The sequence below is a fragment of the uncultured Dietzia sp. genome, from assembly GCF_937873725.1.
GTDB lineage: Bacteria > Actinomycetota > Actinomycetes > Mycobacteriales > Mycobacteriaceae > Dietzia.
The window spans coordinates 1-14,803 of record NZ_CALMYY010000051.1 but is presented as its reverse complement, the minus strand read 5'-3'; the positions used below and the strand labels follow the sequence as shown (position 1 = coordinate 14,803).

The window sequence follows — 14,803 nt, the reverse complement described above, 5'->3', positions numbered from 1 at the left end:
CCCATCTCCACGATGTGGGTCGCGATCCCCGCCTGGGTCAGGCGCAGCGCCGCCACGGCGCCGCCGTAGCCGCTGCCGATCACCAGGGCGGGGAGCCGGTCGTCGTCGGCCAGCGCGCGACTGGGGAGCGGGGCGGCCGACGCGGTCGACGACGACAACGTGGCAGCCGCGGCCACGCCGGTCGCCAACCCGGTGCTCGCGAGGAACCGGCGGCGGGACAGGGGCAGGGTCGAGTTCGGGGACATGTGGCTCCTGGAGCGTGTGGGGACTTGTGAGGGCAGGGTTCGGCACCGCGCGGGGCGCGGGAGGGTGCGCTACAGAGATATATACAGGCTGAGAGGGCGGTTACCGATTGGTATCGGTGAAAGTCCGTTTCCGCGGCCGAGGGCGGGATGGCCGGTGTTTCCGCTGCTAACCGGGGCGCGGGGCGCGTCGCGGGCGGCAGGCACGGGTGGACGCAGGGCCTACTCGGGTCGGAAATAGGTAAGCATCGACTCACGCGATAGGCGCCGAGGGGGTCCGGGGCGCCGCGGCGGGGAGGCGGGGCGGGCATCCCGGCCCCGGCGGGGCCGCCGAAGCCGGATGTCACCCAGGCTCACATAAGCCGACTCTCATGTCTCGCGGCGATGCGCGAGCCCGCCACGAGGGCGCTTTCCGCGGGAGCGGTGTTAATGGAGATCAGATTAAGAAGCGTTGATTAAGGGGGGTCTGGGTGGGGTAGGACTTGGAATCTCCTGGACGGGCGTCTTATGGTTTGCGAGGTCGGTGCAGCCGTGGACCCCCCTCCATGGGCTGCCGACCACGTCGGGGCGCAGCGTTTCCTGCAGGCCGCAAGGCCGCGGATTTCTGCGTCCGTGACGCGAGTCGCCGGCAGCCGCGTCGTCCCCCCTTCGCGGCTGCCGGCGATGCCCCTCGGATGGGGCCCCAATCCTCCTGGTCCGGCTAGCGCCCGTGCGGCGCCACCACCGCCCGTCCGCTGATCTGGCCGTCGACGAGCTTCTGGTACATCTCCAGCGCCTGATCCAGCGGATACACGTGCACCTCAGGGTTGATCTTGCCCGCCCGGTAGAGCTCCACCACCTCGTAGAGGTCCTCCAGGGTGCCCCAGTAGGTGGAGGAGAAGTCCACCTCGTAGGGCAGCCCGAAGGCGTTCCAGGTGAAGTCGTCGCCGGCCAGCCCCACCACGGTGAGCGAGCCCTGCTGCGCGACGGACGCCGCGGCCAGTTGGAGGGTCGGGCCGGCGCCGACGAAGTCGAACACCGCGTTGACGCCCAGCCCGCCGGTGAGTTCCCTGACCTTCTCGGCGGCGCCCTCGCTGGGGATGCCGATCGCGCCGTCGGCCTCCGCGGCGGCGATCGCGCCGGGCTTGGTGTCGGTGGCGTAGACGGTGGCGCCGGTGAGGGCCTTGATGATCTGCACCCCCACCAGGCCGAGCCCACCCAGCCCGATGCACAGGGCGGTCGCCCCGGGAGCGGTGAGGTGGGGCATCGCGCGCTTGATGGCGTGGTACGGGGTCAGGCCGGCGTCGGCGAGCGGGGCCGCGGCCACGGGATCGGCATCGCCCAGCGGCACGAGGTTGCGGGCGTACGTCGTCATGTACTCGGCCATGCCGCCGTCGCGGCCCAGCCCGGTGGCCAGGTAGCCGACCGACGGCACGTCCTGGCAGTACGTGTCCTGTCCGCGGGAGCACGGCTTGCAGCGCCCGCAGCCGATCGGGCCGTAGACCAGGTACGCGTCGCCCTTGGTGAACCCGGTGACGCCGGGGCCCACCTCCTCGATCCAACCCGAGACCTCGTGGCCGAGCGTGAACGGCGGGGTGAGGAAGCCCGTGGGGTCTCCCGGGTAGTCGTGGAACAGGCCCACGTCGGAGTGGCAGGCCCCCGAGCCGGCGACCTTGAGCAGGACCTCGCCGGGGCCCGGGGTGGGCCTGTCCACATCCTTGAGTACGGGGGAGGTCTTGAACCCCTGGAAAACGACCGCCTTCATTACTGCACTCCTCAGTCTGGCCGGAGGGCGCACCGGACGAGTGACGCCCGCCACAAGTATCCCCCCGCTGTCCAGTGCGGCTGACGTGCGACGCCGCGTCGGGACGGTTCAGTAGGGTCGGCGCAAGACGGAGGTGTGAGCGTGACCCAGCCCCAGCGCGATCCCACGACCTTCTGCGAGGCGCCGGCGGCGTACATCGTGGAGACCTACTTCGTCCTCCGGATGGTGATCGCGGTCGGCGCGATCGGGCTGCCCGTGGCGCTGGTCGGGTGGGCGGCCGTCGATCCCGAGCCGGCGGCCGCCGTGACCTCGCTCAGCGCGTTCTACTACACGCCGGCCCGCGGGCTCTTCGTGGGCACCCTGGTGGCGATCGGGGTCGCGCTGGTGGCGTATCGCGGATACACGCGCGGCGAGAACCGGCTGCTCAACGCGGCGGGGACGCTGGCGATGGTGGCCGCCCTGTGCCCGACGGAGGACCCGGCATCGCCCGGGGCGACCCCGGTGAGCGTCGTCCACGCCGTGGCCGCCGCGGCCTTCTTCGTCCTGGCCGCGCTGTCGATCTTCTTCTACGGGCAGCAGACCCTCGGGTCCATCCCGGATCCGGGGCTGCGGGGCAGGTACCGCACGGTTTACCGGATCCTGGTGGCGCTGGTCCTGCTCTTCCCGGCCGCCGCCCTGCTCATCGCGTGGCTGATGGACTCCACCACGGCGCTGCTCCTGGTGGAGACCGGCGCGCTCTTCGCGTTGGGAGCCTTCTGGATGGTCAAGACCTACGAGCTGTCCCGGTCGCACGTCCGGGTGAAGGTGGTGTGAGGGCGGGACCCCGCCGGCCCGGCCGGGGGGCGGGCCACGTCGTCGTCGTCATCCCGCGTCCTTCCTGGGCGGCCGCGGGAGGAAGCGGGACACCCGCCGGACCACGAGGTGGTATCCGGGGCGGCGCTCGAGGCTACGGCCCTCCATCATCGGGATGCTCACCACCTGGAACATCGTCACCATGGCCACCGCGCCGGCCAGGACCCACCAGGCGCCGGGCCAGGCGGCCAGGCCGAACAGGCCCATGGAGAGCCAGATGCCGCACTCGCCCACGTAGTTCGGGTGCCGGGACCACGACCACACGCCGGAGTCCATGACCTGGCCCGGCGTGCAGGTGGCGAGGAAGCGGTGCATCTGCGCGTCGGCGACGGTCTCGAGGGCCAGCGCGGCCAGGCCGACGGCAAAGGCGAGGAAGTCGAGCCAGCCCAGCGGCTCGCCGGCGCGGGTGGCCACCACGTAGACGGGGATGAGGCCCGCGAACACCACCAGCGTGGGGAACACGTGGATGCCCATGAGGTCGGCGACCATGCCGAGGCGGCCGGCGCGGTCGCGGACCATCGGGTAGCGCCAGTCCTCGTGGTGCATGCCGGGGAAGGTGCGGACCCAGTTGGCGGTGAGGCGGACGGCCCACGCCAGGAGCACGGCCATCATCAGCCACCAGCGGACGTCGTTGACACCGGCGTCTGCGGTGACCCACCAGTAGAAGGCGAGCAGCGGCGGGATGACCGACCAATACGGGTCATAGACGCTGGAGTTGCGGAAGATCCGGCTGCCGGCAAAGACGACCAGGGTGGCGAGGAGGTCGGCGATCAGGCCGTCCAGCCACAGGTGGTCGGTGGCGGGCCCCCAGAGCAGCCACGCCAGGCCCGCCGCCACGGCGACGACGTACACGATGGTCACTCGCAGCAGGGATGCGCCTCGGCTCATAGGGGGAGGGTAGAGAGCGGATGCCGCGTGGGCTGGGGGAACGGGGAACTGGCGGGGGTCGTGTCGGACCCGGGGGGTACGACTGTGGTGACGAAGGAGGCCGCATGACCACGGCATTGACGATCAAGGTGAACGGCGACCAGCTGGAGCTCGGGCCCGTGACGGTGAGCTTCCAGCGCACCCTCCGGATCCCCGAGGAGGGGCTCCACTCGCTCCCGCCCGGGCTCGGACGGTTCCCGCTCCGCCGCGTGTCGGATTACCCCGACACGGCGCCCGCGGAGTGGCTCGCCCGCGGCGGTGTGATGATGCCGCTGTATCAGCGGGAGGCCATGTGGATGTTGTTCCACAGCGAGGAGCCCGCCGCATTGCAGGTCGGCGTGGGCAGGGTGTGCGCCGTCAGCGGCGAGACGTGGGACGAGTCCCTGTCGAAGGACCCGCAGAACTACGCGGCCCTCCAGGACCAGCCGTGGCTCGACGGCATCAACGCCGGTGAGGGTTACATCCGGCAGTTCGTGGCCGTGCCCCTCGGGCTGGGGGCGACCGTCGAGGCGCAGGTGACCGGATCGGAGGACCACGGGGGAGTGCAGCTGCGCGCGGTCGGCCTGACCGACCAGGCTCTGCGCAAGTGGGAGGACGCGCAGGGGCAGGTCGAGTGCGACATGGTCTACAGCGCCGACCCCGTTATCCCGTTCTGCGCCCCGCCCGACATGGGCTTGGGTGCGGGCGGGCGCATGCGGCAGGAGGTCTACGCCGACGAGCGCGCGCTGTCCGACTACGACGAGAAGCGGTCCGGTCGCGTGTTTGTCCATCTCTGCTCGGCGGCGCAGTGGTCGGCGATCACAGGTGAGGTGCCGCCCGCCTCCCCGGTCGACCGCGAGACCTATGTCAGGCACGGGCTGCCGTGGTTCGAGTACTACGACGCCGACCACGAGGACCTGGCCCCGAGCGACACACTGGGCAAGGTCAAGACCGTGGGCGACCTGCTCGGCGACGACTCCGGGCCGCACACCCCCGTCGATCCGGCCACGGTCATCCGGCTCAAGGGCGATGGTGGGGATGTGGTGGCGGACGGGCAGTGGTGACGGGCGTGAGGCAATCTGGCGGAGATTCTCTCCGGTGTCTGATCTCACGGTCATGATGACGGGGTCAACCGCCGCCCCACCTGTTCTGCCTTCGAGGAGTTCCGCCGTGCATGAGATCGTGTGCCCCCACTGCGCCAAGGCATTCACTGTCGACGAGGCGGGATATGCCGAGATCGTCCGTCAGGTCCGTACCGAGGAATTCGACAACGAGCTCCACGAGCGTCTCGCGCTCGCCGCGGCGGAGAAGGATAGGGCGGTCGAGCTCGCTGAGGCTCGAGCCGCGGGGGAGCTGCAGAAGGCCGCCGCGGCCAAGGACGCCGAGATCCACGATCTCCAGGCCAAGCTGAAGGCCGAGGAGGTGGCCCGGCAACTCGCCGTACGAGAGGCGCTCGCCGTGGTCGAGAAGGAACGCGACTCGTTGGAGGGCCAGCTCGAGACGGTGGCGGCAGCCAAGAAGGCTGAGCTGGAGCTGGCCGAATCCAAGGCTGCGGCCGCTTTGCAGCAGTCGGTCGCGGCCAAGGAGGCGGAGATCCAGAAACTCAAGGCGAAGCTCGAGGCGGACGGAGTCGCAAAGGAACTCGCGGTGGCCCACGCCGTGGGGCAGGTGGAGAAGGAGCGCGACACCCTCAGGCACGATCTCGAGCGGGCCACCTTGGAGAAGGAGCTGGTCGAGAGATCGCTGAAGGAGAAGTACGAGACGCAGATCAAGGATCGTGACGATGCGATCGAGAGACTGCGGGACCTCAAGGCCCGCCTGTCCACCAAGATGCTCGGCGAGACCCTGGAACAGCACTGCGAGACCGAGTTCAACCAGATCCGCGCAGCGGCCTTTCCCCGGGCGTACTTCGAGAAGGACAACGACACCAGTTACGGGACCAAGGGCGACTTTGTATTCCGCGACACCGACGAGAACGGAATCGAGGTGGTGTCGATCATGTTCGAGATGAAGAACGAGTCCGACACCTCCGCCACGAGGCAGAAGAACGAGGACTTCTTTAAAAAGCTCGACAAGGACCGGAACGACAAGGGGTGCGAGTACGCGGTACTCGTCTCGATGCTCGAGCCGGACAGTGAGCTGTACAACGTCGGAATCGTGGACGTCTCCCACCGCTACCCGAAGATGTACGTGGTCCGTCCGCAGTTCTTCCTCCAGATCATCACGCTCCTGCGGAACGTGTCCATGAACGCCCTGGAGTACAAGTCGCAACTCGAGCTGGTCAAGTCCCAGAATGTCGACATCACCGGTTTCGAGGAGAAGCTCGAGACGTTCAAGACCGCATTCGGGAAGAACTACGATCTCGCGAGTCGGAGATTCCACAGTGCGATCGACGAGATCGACAAGGCCATAGCGCGCCTCCACAAGGTGAAAGAGGACCTTCTCGGGTCCGAGCGGAACCTGCGGTTGGCGAACGACAAGGCCAGCAACATGACCATCAAGAAGCTCACCCGCGGGAACCCGACGATGACGGCGAAGTTCGCTGCCCTGGAGAGCGCTGCGGTCCCCGGCCACGAGGACGGCGTCGAGATCGAATAGTCGGCGGTCGGTCTGGCGGGCCCGCCGCTCCGTGGGGCGACGAAGAATATTGAGCCGGACCCAGATTTCGGCATTTGGCGTAGTGGGGCACAGGCAGATCCCCTCAAGTCAAGACAAAGCGAACGCAGCGAATGACCCGAACGGTGGCTCCAACGTGAGTGTGCTCGACCAACTACCGGCCCTGTCCAAATGGGATCCCGAGACCACCGGTGAGGGAAGCCTCGATCCGTTGGGGATGGGGTCGATAGCGGACCGGATCGCTGACCATCTGGCGCCGGGCGTCCGAGCCCGGATGAGGGATCCGCACTTCGTGGCACGCATCGCGCTCTCCGCCGTCGTCGTCCAGGAGTACAGCCATCTGCGGAGCACAGACGGGACCACGAGGGCGGACATAGCGCTGGAGTGGAACGTGCTGGAGTCGATGGTCCGTCACCAACGGGACAAGCTTCTGTCGATCCCGTTCCCCGGTAGTTCAAAGGCTTCGCGTGCACTGGCGGGCGATGGCCGACTGTCTCCGGCGACTTACCTCCGGGGCCCGCGCGTCTTCGGCTTCACCGGTGTGTACCGCCCGTACTGCGTGGATACCGGGGTGCTCGACGCCCACGGCAGACCCGGCGAAGCGGCGCGGGAACTGGTGGAGGCATGGGAAAAAGACCGAGGTCTGGAGGGATTCCTGAACTACGACCTCTCGACAGAAGGGGGTCTACTGCGCAGATGGATCGCCAACTCGGTCGAGGCGAGCCTGCGAGCAGGGGAGTCCCGCGTCGAGAAGCACACTGTCAAAGCGAAGGAACTTGCGGAGATCATCCTGAAGGTGGGGGAAGGACCACGCGTCCGAGCACTCCTCCGGACGCAACTGTTCGAGACCAGCCACGTCTTGAGGAAGGAAGTGGTGGAGCTGATCGACCGGCCCCCCATCGCGATTGATCTCGCGGACGACAGAGGCGTAGCCGAGGCCATACGGCCCGGGGCCAGCGACGAACTCGCCCGCGTGCTCGACGCTGTGACCCGGTTCGAGCGGCTTGCCGTGACGATGGACAACTGTTTCCGATCCACACTGTCGACGTTCCGGTTGATCACGCCCGAGGCGATCGGGGAGGACGGGCTGCTGGCGGCAGGGGCGTCGTCGATCCGGAGATATGCCGACGAGGCGATCGCGTCGGTCGCCGCCATCGACCAGCTCGGTACTGAACTCAGTGAACGCGTGGCCGAGCTCGTCGCTCCCGTGCGCGAGGCGCCGGGGCCGGTCGAGTTCTTCGACGGGCTCGTCAATAGGCACCTGGCCGTTCAGCAGACCAAGGGGAAGTCCCCGTGGATCACGGACATCGAGGAAGGCTGGGTGCCCCGCCAGATATACCGGGAACAACCCGAGCCGCGCGATGTCGACGCGTGGATGCATCCGTACCGGTTGTCGACGCTGTACTCCTTTGTCGAGGGAACCCGATGAAGCCGGTGGAGGAAAAGGTACTGCTCGATCGCTGGCAGCCACCGCCCGGAGCCGGGGCGCCCATCGCTGTATTCGCGGCGACGTTCGCTCTCGAGGCGGACTTCGTTGACAGAGACTGCCTTTCCAGGTTCCTGTCGGTCACCGGAGTGGACGAATCGACCGACGGCGGGACATCGCGGACCGTCGACGACATCGTGGCGCGCATCGAACTCGAGGACCTCCTGGGAGGGGTGACGGTGTCGGTGCTCGCCGACCGGAGTTCGGTCCAAGCCCGATCCACCCTGCGCTGGGATCTGCTCCCGTGCTCGGTACCCAATGGACTCCTGCACTCGAAGGTGGCGGTGCTGATGTGGGAGCACTCGACCCGGGTCCTGATCGGATCCGCGAACCTCACCTCAGCCGGCTACCGCAAGCAGGTGGAGATGATGCTTTCGATCGACCTCGGTCCCGAGTGTCTGCTATCCCGAACGGACCTCATCGAACTCGCCGACGAACTCAGGTCCTATCTGGATCTCATTCCGGGGTACGGGCCCGGGCTGCCCGCCTGGGACCGGGCGCACGCTTCGCTCGAGCTGTTCCGGGACAGGGTGGCGGAGGTGCCATTGGCGTTCGGACGTCGGCGGCTCCGGACGATCCTTGCCCCTTCGTCCCCTCTGGGCAGCGATGTCGGCCGCTCGCCGCGGCGTCCCCTGGAACGGTTCGAGGACGTGTGGAAATCCTTTGCGCGCCCCAACCGCCTCAGCCAGGTCTCGCCGTACTTCGACATGGACGACGAGAGGGCCACGCAAGCGATCGTCGAGGCTATTCTGCCCAGGCGAGGTCGCCGCTCGTGCACCCACGAGGTCCTCACCCTTCTCGATCACTCGGGGAACATCCCGGTCCCGCGCCACCTCCGCGACCGTGCCGGCACGCGCCTCCTGAATGTCACCGACATCGAGAGGAGACTTCATGCCAAAGCCCTGGTTGCAGAGGGGCGCGACGGGGTAGCCGTCCTGGTGGGCAGTTCCAATCACACCGCGAAGGGACTGGGCATCGGTGCCACGACGAAATCCCCTGGCCACAGGGAGATGAACGTCTGGGTCTGTGCGCCGGCGGGGTCCCGCGAATCCCGGTTGCTGCTCGCGCTGGTCCGAGGCGGCGAGGCGCTCGGACCCGAAGTGGAGTCCTGCACCGCGGAGCAGCTGCGCGACGAGGACGAGGACGCTGCTGTTCCTCTCCCCACCGGGTTCGAGATCTGCCGCGCGCTCCGCACCTCGGAGTCCGCCGGCAGCTGGGTCCTCCGATTCCAGGTCGACCCCGCTCTCATCGACCGACTACACGCCTGGACTATCCGCGTGCGTGGAGTGATCCGTTACGACGCGCGGCAGTGGCGGAATGCGGGCCAGCCGGGGGACTGGGAGGTGTCTCTCGAATCGTCGGACCTGCCGACCGCAGTCGACGTGGAGTGGGAGAGTCGACCCGACTCCGGTGAAAAGTCAGACGGGGCCTCCTCCGCGGTATGGGCCGTCGTCGTCGATGACCTCTCGACGCTGCCCCCGTCGCCCGACGTTTCGCTACTACCTGCTTCCGTCCTCTTCTCTGCGCTCAGCCGGGGCCGTTCGCTGTCCGAGGCCGTGGCAGAAATCCTGGCGGAGAACGAAACCGCCGCAGGTGAACCGCAGCGGATCGATCTTCTGGCGCTCCATGACGACCCCAGCTATCTCCTCCGTCGGGGCAGAGCACTGGCGACGGCCTTGGACGGCCTGGAGAAGAGGCTGTCCGCACCCCTCTTCCGCATCAATGATCCGGACCATCTCCGGCGTCGTCTCTTCTCCACCCTCGGGCCCATCGGATTGATCTGCCACCTGTTGCGGGACGTGGAGGGCGGTGTCGTCCCGGTGCCCGAAGCCGCATTCACCATCGCGGAGATCGCGCTCGTCTGCAGCCGCGTCCCGTGGGGCGACCTGATCAATGAGGACGACACCGAGACGTGGGGAGTGCTCGCGGACGCATTGAGGGAAATGCGAGCCTCCGCCAGCATCCTGGCGCGCCTGCCCGAGAGCTTCAGGGACTACCAATCGCGAGCATTCGAGAGGGCTGAAGCATGTATCGCCACGTAACGCAGGGCATTCGTAGGGATGCCCCCTCGCCGCAGTTCCAGGACAGCTGGCGGCGACAGCTGAAAACGGCGGACGAGATCCTGAACCGCCTATGCCAGCAGGAAGGCGTGGTTCTGGCAGACCAGGTGGGGATGGGAAAGACCTACGTCGCGTGTGCCGTGGCGGCGTCGGTGCTGCTCAGTCCGCCTCCGTGGACCCCCCTTCGCAAGCGTCAGGTTGCAATCGTGGTGCCACCGAACGTCGCCGACAAGTGGGTGGGGGAGTGGGCCAGGTTTCACGAGACCTATCTCGGCCCGGAGGTGGGTCTGCGCGGTCCTAGGGCGCCCATCACCAAAGCGGACGACTTTCTCAAGGCGATCGACGACCCGGACTCCCGACGGGCAGACGTGCTGGTGGTGACCCACACCGCCCTGTCCAGGCTCACGGTGAACCATCACATCCAGCTCGCACTGGTGTGGGCCGCGACCGGCGGATCACATCCCACCGAGAACGACCTGTATTTCCGGCGCATCTACGCGAAGTGGTGCGGCGAACACCGCGGCCTCATCGAGGACAGGAGTTACTCGACGGACAGGGTCCTCGAACTCCTGTCGCACAGCCCCGGGACGTGGCAGGACGTGTGGCGGAACCTCACGGGCATCGACCTCGGCGACGACCCGGTTCCGGACGACGTCATCAAGACGCTGGCGGGGTACGACTTCTCGGACGTGCTGGATTGCCTGGACGGTATTCCTCGGCGCCGCGTGGCCGACACGCGCCACTTGGGGGACCGGCTGGTCGCCTCTCGGGCAGAGTTGGCCAAGATCACGACCGACTTCATCCGAGAGGTGCTCGAGGGGACGAGCGCACGGTTCCCCCTGCTGATCCTCGATGAGGCACACGCCGCCAAGAACGACTGGACCAGGCTCGCCCAGCTCTTCGGTTCGCCGGAGTCCCAGACAGGGCGGGGGATCCTCCACGGCGTCGCGGACCGCATGCTGCTCCTGACCGCGACTCCGTTCGCGCTCGGGAACGATGAGTTCGTCCGCGTTCTCCGCCGGATGACGGCAGCGAGCGCGCACGGCATCGAGCGGACGGAGAGCCTCGAGACCCTGCTCACCCGGCTCGACACGGTGATGTCCGAGGCGCAGACAGCGGCTCGGATGTTCGACGACACCTGGTCCCGACTCGATGACGGCGCGGGCCGGGAGTTGGCAGCCTGGGAGCCGATCGATCCCCCGGACACACTCTCCGCCTCTGCGGCCGCCGCCTGGGCGGCTGCCACTCTGTCGGTGACCAAGCGGCAGGCGATGCACGCTGAGCTGGCGAGGTGGGTCATCCGGCACGAGCGGCCAAGGAACCGACTGGTGATCGAGGGCGACGCCATCCGGCCCGGTGGCACGCACTGTCGGGGCATCGAGGTTCCGGACGAGTTGAGCCTGCCGTTCCTGCTTGCCGCGCGGGCCCAGTCACTCTCGGAACGCGGTGCGGGCCGACCCTACTTCGCGTACGGGATCGCCTCCTCGTTCGCTGCGTTTCTGAGGATCGGTGAGGGTGACGGCGACCGGGACTCCGACGACGAGGAGCGCGGCGGCGGAGCCGATATCGATGCGAACGATCCCGTCGACGAATCGGCGTGGTACCGGCGACAGATCGAGACCGCGATCCTTGACAGCGGCGGCCAGATCAGAGCCCGACACCCCAAGGTGGACGCGACGACCACCAGGGTGCTTGACCAGTGGCGAGCGTTCGAGAAGACGGTCGTGTTCTGTTGGTACGTCAAGACCGGCGGGAGACTGGAGACTGAGATCGCTCGTCGCATTTCCGAGCATGTCCTCGACCGAGGGGCCCGGGAGTTCGGCATCGACCGCAGCGACGAAGCCGCCATCCGCAGCAGGTACGAGAACCTCGCCCGCCGACTTCTCGCCAGCGACACGGAGTCACGGAGCAATCAGAGCTATCAGGTCATCCGCGCTCACATACTCGACACTCTGCGGGACCACGTCGGTCGCGAGTCGGATTACGAATCGGTGGTTCAGGACATCGCCGATGTGGCGATCCGAAACCTGCGCACGGACGAGTTCCTCTCGCGCTGCTCCAGGCTGGGTCCCGACATGACTGCCGAGGATGTGATCGGTGAGCTGACCGAACGCAGGCCTGGCGGCGACAGCCTCATGGAGAGGTGGATCGAGTTCGCGAAGAGGCTCGTCCAGCCTGGTTTCGCTCAGGCGCGGAGGGCGCTCCTCGAGGATCTCCTGGGCTCAGTTGCGGACGAGAGCGTGGCAGACAGCGTCACGGAGCGGCACGCGCATACCGGACGAGCGAGCCTTCGAACCGTCCGGCGGGCGCACGGCGCAACCGGCCTCGAGGATCGAGTGCGCCTCACGTCGATCTTCAACACCCCCTCGGTCCCAGACATCCTGGTCGCGAGTTCGGTGATGGGCGAAGGGATCGACCTCCACATGAACTGCGACACGATCATCCACCACGATCTGGACTGGAACCCCGGGGTCGTCGAGCAACGCACCGGTCGGATCGAGAGAATCGGATCGCTGGCGGAACGGCGCGGAACCGGCATCACTGTCTACGTCCCCTATCTCGCCGGTACTCACGACGAGAAGATGTTCCGGGTGGTGGACGATCGCCGGAAGTGGTTCGACATCGTGATGGGTAGGGACGGAGGAAGCTCGCCCGACACCAGCAGCGAAGAGACCCGGCAGCCGATTCCAGACTCGATCGTGTCGGCGATGGCGTTAAGCCTCGAAGCCTGACCCTGCCGAGATCACCGGGCCTTGCCGTCGTTGTTACTTCTGGCGGAGGATCCGCCCCGACCCCATCATGAGGGACTTATGGCTACCAGACGAACTGCTCCGGCCCGACTCCACCTAAGCGTCCTCAGCCCATCGCGACAAGCGATCTCCTCGCTGTTCGGCGACGGCCGCTCAGACTTCGAAGACCTGCGATGGGACGTTCCGGAGGGGTGCGAGCGCGGGGATTTGATCCTGCACGTCGTCAACTCTCCACGGCCGGCGATCATCGAATTGGACGCGGTCGAAGCTGGTCCCGGAGGACCTGACGATCTCGACTTCGACGGCCTCTGCTTCTACCCGGACGGACTCTCCGTAGCCGCGGTGGAGCGTCGACTCGGCTACTCGCTCGGGCCCCTCCCGGGGACCGTTGCCCCGCACCTGGCGGCCGAAGTCGAGCGCGCTGTCGAGGCGGAGTCGGAGGATCCCACACCATGGCGGTTGCTCGGTCCCGTCCGGTGCGAGGCCCCGATCGTCGACGACGACCGACCGTCGCCGGCCTACGGCTGCCTGGGTTGTGACGACTACGGGGTGGAACTCGAGCGTCATGTCGTCGACGTCGACGACGAGTCTGGAGGCGGAAGAATCGTCTTCGTGTGCTCCCGATGCCACGACCGGTTCCATGCCCCCGTGCAGCCGAGCCTCGCTGACCTCGTGGGCAGCGGCAGGCCGCCCTGCCCGTCCTGCTCTGCCAGGCACACGCTGCACCTGATCTGGGGCTTCCCGCCGGGCCCGCCGCCGCCCGGGTACGAGATCGCTGGCTGCGGGTTCCCCGAGGTGCCGGAGGACTACGAGTGTGGGGACTGCGCGCTCCGTTGGGCCGAGGACGACACTTTGTTTCCGCAGGTCACCGACGCTGCGGAGTATGGGCGGGTATGGGCACGGATCAACGCCACCCCGCCGCACCCGGAAATCGAGCACGTCGAGCTACGCCAACCGCGCCGGCTCGTGATGGGCCGCTACGAGCCGAGCGTGCCGCACGGGTCCGTCGCGCCGGCGTGGGATGACGGAGGTGTCCGCCATCTGCTCATCGGCGACGACCGGCGAATCTACGAGGTGGACCCGGAGACCGTACGACTGACCGAGTCGGCTCGACGTGGGCCGGGGAGCAGCGAGACAAAGTAGGGGCTGTGTGCCCGACTACGTGATGTTGCAGTGCGACGATCACCCCAGTCCTGACAGTCTCCCCACCAGTCCAAGGACCAGGACCAGGATCACCAGCACGATGAGCCCCAGCAGGATGACGATCCCGATGCGAGAGTTGGACTTGGTCGGGCTCTGCCCGGTCCGTGCGCTATCGGAGTCCAGCGACGTGGAATCCGAGTCCGGCGTCTGCGGCCCGGTGGGGGAGCCGCCGGCATCGAGATCGGGGGAGTCGACGGGATCCGGGTCGGACGGGCGCGTGTTGGTCATGCCCCACAACTACACGAGCATTCTCGGCGTGACGCGGTTGCGTCCGCCGGGCAAGTGACCAGGTGGCCGGGATGGCGGCGTTGTCGTCGTCGCCTCTTCCCGCTCGCCGACGGTGACGGGAGCATCCACGCCGGTCCTCGTTCCGAATGACTGATGGTCGCGGCCGCTACCGGGCCCGACCGACGACCTCGCGGCGACCGCGGTATATCTGTGACTGCCGCACTTGCACCTATGAAGGGGAGCACCCGATGACCGATGCGCTGTACACCGTCGAAGCCCTGTCCACCGGGGGAGGCCGCGACGGCCACGTCGCCACGGATGACGGGGCGGTGGACCTGGAGATGGCCCCGCCCACGGAACTCGGCGGGTCGGGGGAGGGCAACAACCCCGAGCAGCTGTTCGCCGCCGGCTACGCCGCCTGCTTCCACTCCGCGCTGCAGAGCGCCGCGCGGATGAAGAAGGTCACGATCGACGGCTCCTCGGTGGGGGCGCGGGTGTCGCTGGTCCCGTCGGGGGAGCAGAGCATCGACCTGACCGTGGACCTCGAGGTGATCATCCCCGACCTCGAGCGCGAGCAGGCCGACGAGCTGGCCGCGCTCGCGCACGAGCTGTGCCCGTACTCGCGGGCCACCAAGGGCAACATCGAGGTGTCCGTCTCGGTCTCCGACGACTGAGCCGCCCGCACGGACGGGATTCCCCGGAACCCCCATCGCTGC

Annotated in this window: 12 protein-coding genes and 1 pseudogene; 8 read left to right on the top strand and 5 right to left on the bottom strand. The window is 67.7% G+C overall.

Features of this window, described 5'->3' with window-relative positions:
• Together Q0444_RS04825 and Q0444_RS04820 are read right to left on the bottom strand one after the other, a co-directional pair.
• Positions 1 to 245, bottom strand: a pseudogene (locus tag Q0444_RS04825) (GMC family oxidoreductase); the annotation flags it as partial.
• 697 nt (positions 246 to 942) lie between these two features.
• The gene (locus Q0444_RS04820; RefSeq protein ID WP_291082920.1) at positions 943 to 1,986 is read right to left on the bottom strand and encodes an alcohol dehydrogenase catalytic domain-containing protein; all 1,044 of its coding nucleotides are present in this window, start codon (positions 1,984 to 1,986) and stop codon (positions 943 to 945) included.
• A 141-nt stretch (positions 1,987 to 2,127) separates the two neighbouring features.
• On the opposite strand from Q0444_RS04820, the gene Q0444_RS04815 reads away from it, so the two are divergent.
• Positions 2,128 to 2,799, top strand: coding sequence for a hypothetical protein (locus Q0444_RS04815; protein ID WP_299021805.1), 672 nt, complete (start codon positions 2,128 to 2,130; stop codon positions 2,797 to 2,799).
• 48 nt (positions 2,800 to 2,847) lie between these two features.
• On the opposite strand, the gene Q0444_RS04810 is transcribed toward Q0444_RS04815, so the two are convergent.
• Positions 2,848 to 3,726, bottom strand: a complete 879-nt coding sequence (locus tag Q0444_RS04810) for a DUF1295 domain-containing protein (protein WP_299021803.1) — start codon at positions 3,724 to 3,726, stop codon at positions 2,848 to 2,850.
• A 104-nt stretch (positions 3,727 to 3,830) separates the two neighbouring features.
• Here Q0444_RS04810 and Q0444_RS04805 point away from each other — a divergent pair, with 104 nt between their 5' ends.
• From Q0444_RS04805 to Q0444_RS04785, 5 genes are all read left to right on the top strand, one after another.
• Positions 3,831 to 4,808 (top strand): hypothetical protein, encoded by a 978-nt coding sequence (locus Q0444_RS04805; protein ID WP_299021800.1) that lies wholly within the window; start codon positions 3,831 to 3,833, stop codon positions 4,806 to 4,808.
• A 106-nt stretch (positions 4,809 to 4,914) separates the two neighbouring features.
• On the top strand, positions 4,915 to 6,342 hold the full coding sequence (locus Q0444_RS04800; RefSeq protein WP_291082932.1) for a DUF2130 domain-containing protein: 1,428 nt from the start codon (positions 4,915 to 4,917) through the stop codon (positions 6,340 to 6,342).
• A 154-nt stretch (positions 6,343 to 6,496) separates the two neighbouring features.
• Positions 6,497 to 7,789, top strand: coding sequence for a hypothetical protein (locus tag Q0444_RS04795; protein WP_291082935.1), 1,293 nt, complete (start codon positions 6,497 to 6,499; stop codon positions 7,787 to 7,789).
• Positions 7,786 to 9,888 (top strand): hypothetical protein, encoded by a 2,103-nt coding sequence (locus Q0444_RS04790; protein WP_299021795.1) that lies wholly within the window; start codon positions 7,786 to 7,788, stop codon positions 9,886 to 9,888. The genes Q0444_RS04795 and Q0444_RS04790 overlap by 4 nt, the downstream gene beginning before the upstream one ends.
• The gene (locus tag Q0444_RS04785; RefSeq protein WP_299021793.1) at positions 9,873 to 12,638 is read left to right on the top strand and encodes a helicase-related protein; all 2,766 of its coding nucleotides are present in this window, start codon (positions 9,873 to 9,875) and stop codon (positions 12,636 to 12,638) included. The genes Q0444_RS04790 and Q0444_RS04785 overlap by 16 nt, the downstream gene beginning before the upstream one ends.
• A 171-nt stretch (positions 12,639 to 12,809) precedes the next feature.
• On the opposite strand, the gene Q0444_RS04780 is transcribed toward Q0444_RS04785, so the two are convergent.
• A complete protein-coding gene (locus Q0444_RS04780) occupies positions 12,810 to 13,298 on the bottom strand; it encodes a hypothetical protein (RefSeq protein ID WP_299021790.1) in 489 nt (162 codons plus the stop codon).
• Between the two features lie 6 nt (positions 13,299 to 13,304).
• Between Q0444_RS04780 and Q0444_RS04775 the strand changes: the two genes are divergently transcribed.
• Positions 13,305 to 13,799 carry a hypothetical protein gene (locus tag Q0444_RS04775; RefSeq protein WP_299021788.1) on the top strand — a complete coding sequence of 165 codons (495 nt, stop codon included), beginning with the start codon at positions 13,305 to 13,307 and terminating at the stop codon, positions 13,797 to 13,799.
• Between the two features lie 39 nt (positions 13,800 to 13,838).
• On the opposite strand, the gene Q0444_RS04770 is transcribed toward Q0444_RS04775, so the two are convergent.
• The gene (locus Q0444_RS04770) at positions 13,839 to 14,087 is read right to left on the bottom strand and encodes a DUF6480 family protein (protein WP_291081202.1); all 249 of its coding nucleotides are present in this window, start codon (positions 14,085 to 14,087) and stop codon (positions 13,839 to 13,841) included.
• A 248-nt stretch (positions 14,088 to 14,335) separates the two neighbouring features.
• On the opposite strand from Q0444_RS04770, the gene Q0444_RS04765 reads away from it, so the two are divergent.
• Positions 14,336 to 14,761, top strand: coding sequence for an organic hydroperoxide resistance protein (locus tag Q0444_RS04765; protein ID WP_291081203.1), 426 nt, complete (start codon positions 14,336 to 14,338; stop codon positions 14,759 to 14,761).
• Positions 14,762 to 14,803: the final 42 nt, after the last annotated feature.

Bases quoted from the DNA above. Each gene is read 5' to 3' on its own strand.
- Q0444_RS04820 (WP_291082920.1), bottom strand. From the start codon at position 1,986: ATGAAGGCGGTCGTTTTCCAGGGGTTCAAGACCTCCCCCGTACTCAAG.
- Q0444_RS04810 (WP_299021803.1), bottom strand. From the start codon at position 3,726: ATGAGCCGAGGCGCATCCCTGCTGCGAGTGACCATCGTGTACGTCGTC.
- Q0444_RS04805 (WP_299021800.1), top strand. From the start codon at position 3,831: ATGACCACGGCATTGACGATCAAGGTGAACGGCGACCAGCTGGAGCTC.
- Q0444_RS04790 (WP_299021795.1), top strand. From the start codon at position 7,786: ATGAAGCCGGTGGAGGAAAAGGTACTGCTCGATCGCTGGCAGCCACCG.
- Q0444_RS04785 (WP_299021793.1), top strand. From the start codon at position 9,873: ATGTATCGCCACGTAACGCAGGGCATTCGTAGGGATGCCCCCTCGCCG.
- Q0444_RS04780 (WP_299021790.1), bottom strand. From the start codon at position 13,298: ATGGAACCGGTCGTGGCATCGGGAGCACACGAAGACGATTCTTCCGCC.
- Q0444_RS04770 (WP_291081202.1), bottom strand. From the start codon at position 14,087: ATGACCAACACGCGCCCGTCCGACCCGGATCCCGTCGACTCCCCCGAT.
- Q0444_RS04765 (WP_291081203.1), top strand. From the start codon at position 14,336: ATGACCGATGCGCTGTACACCGTCGAAGCCCTGTCCACCGGGGGAGGC.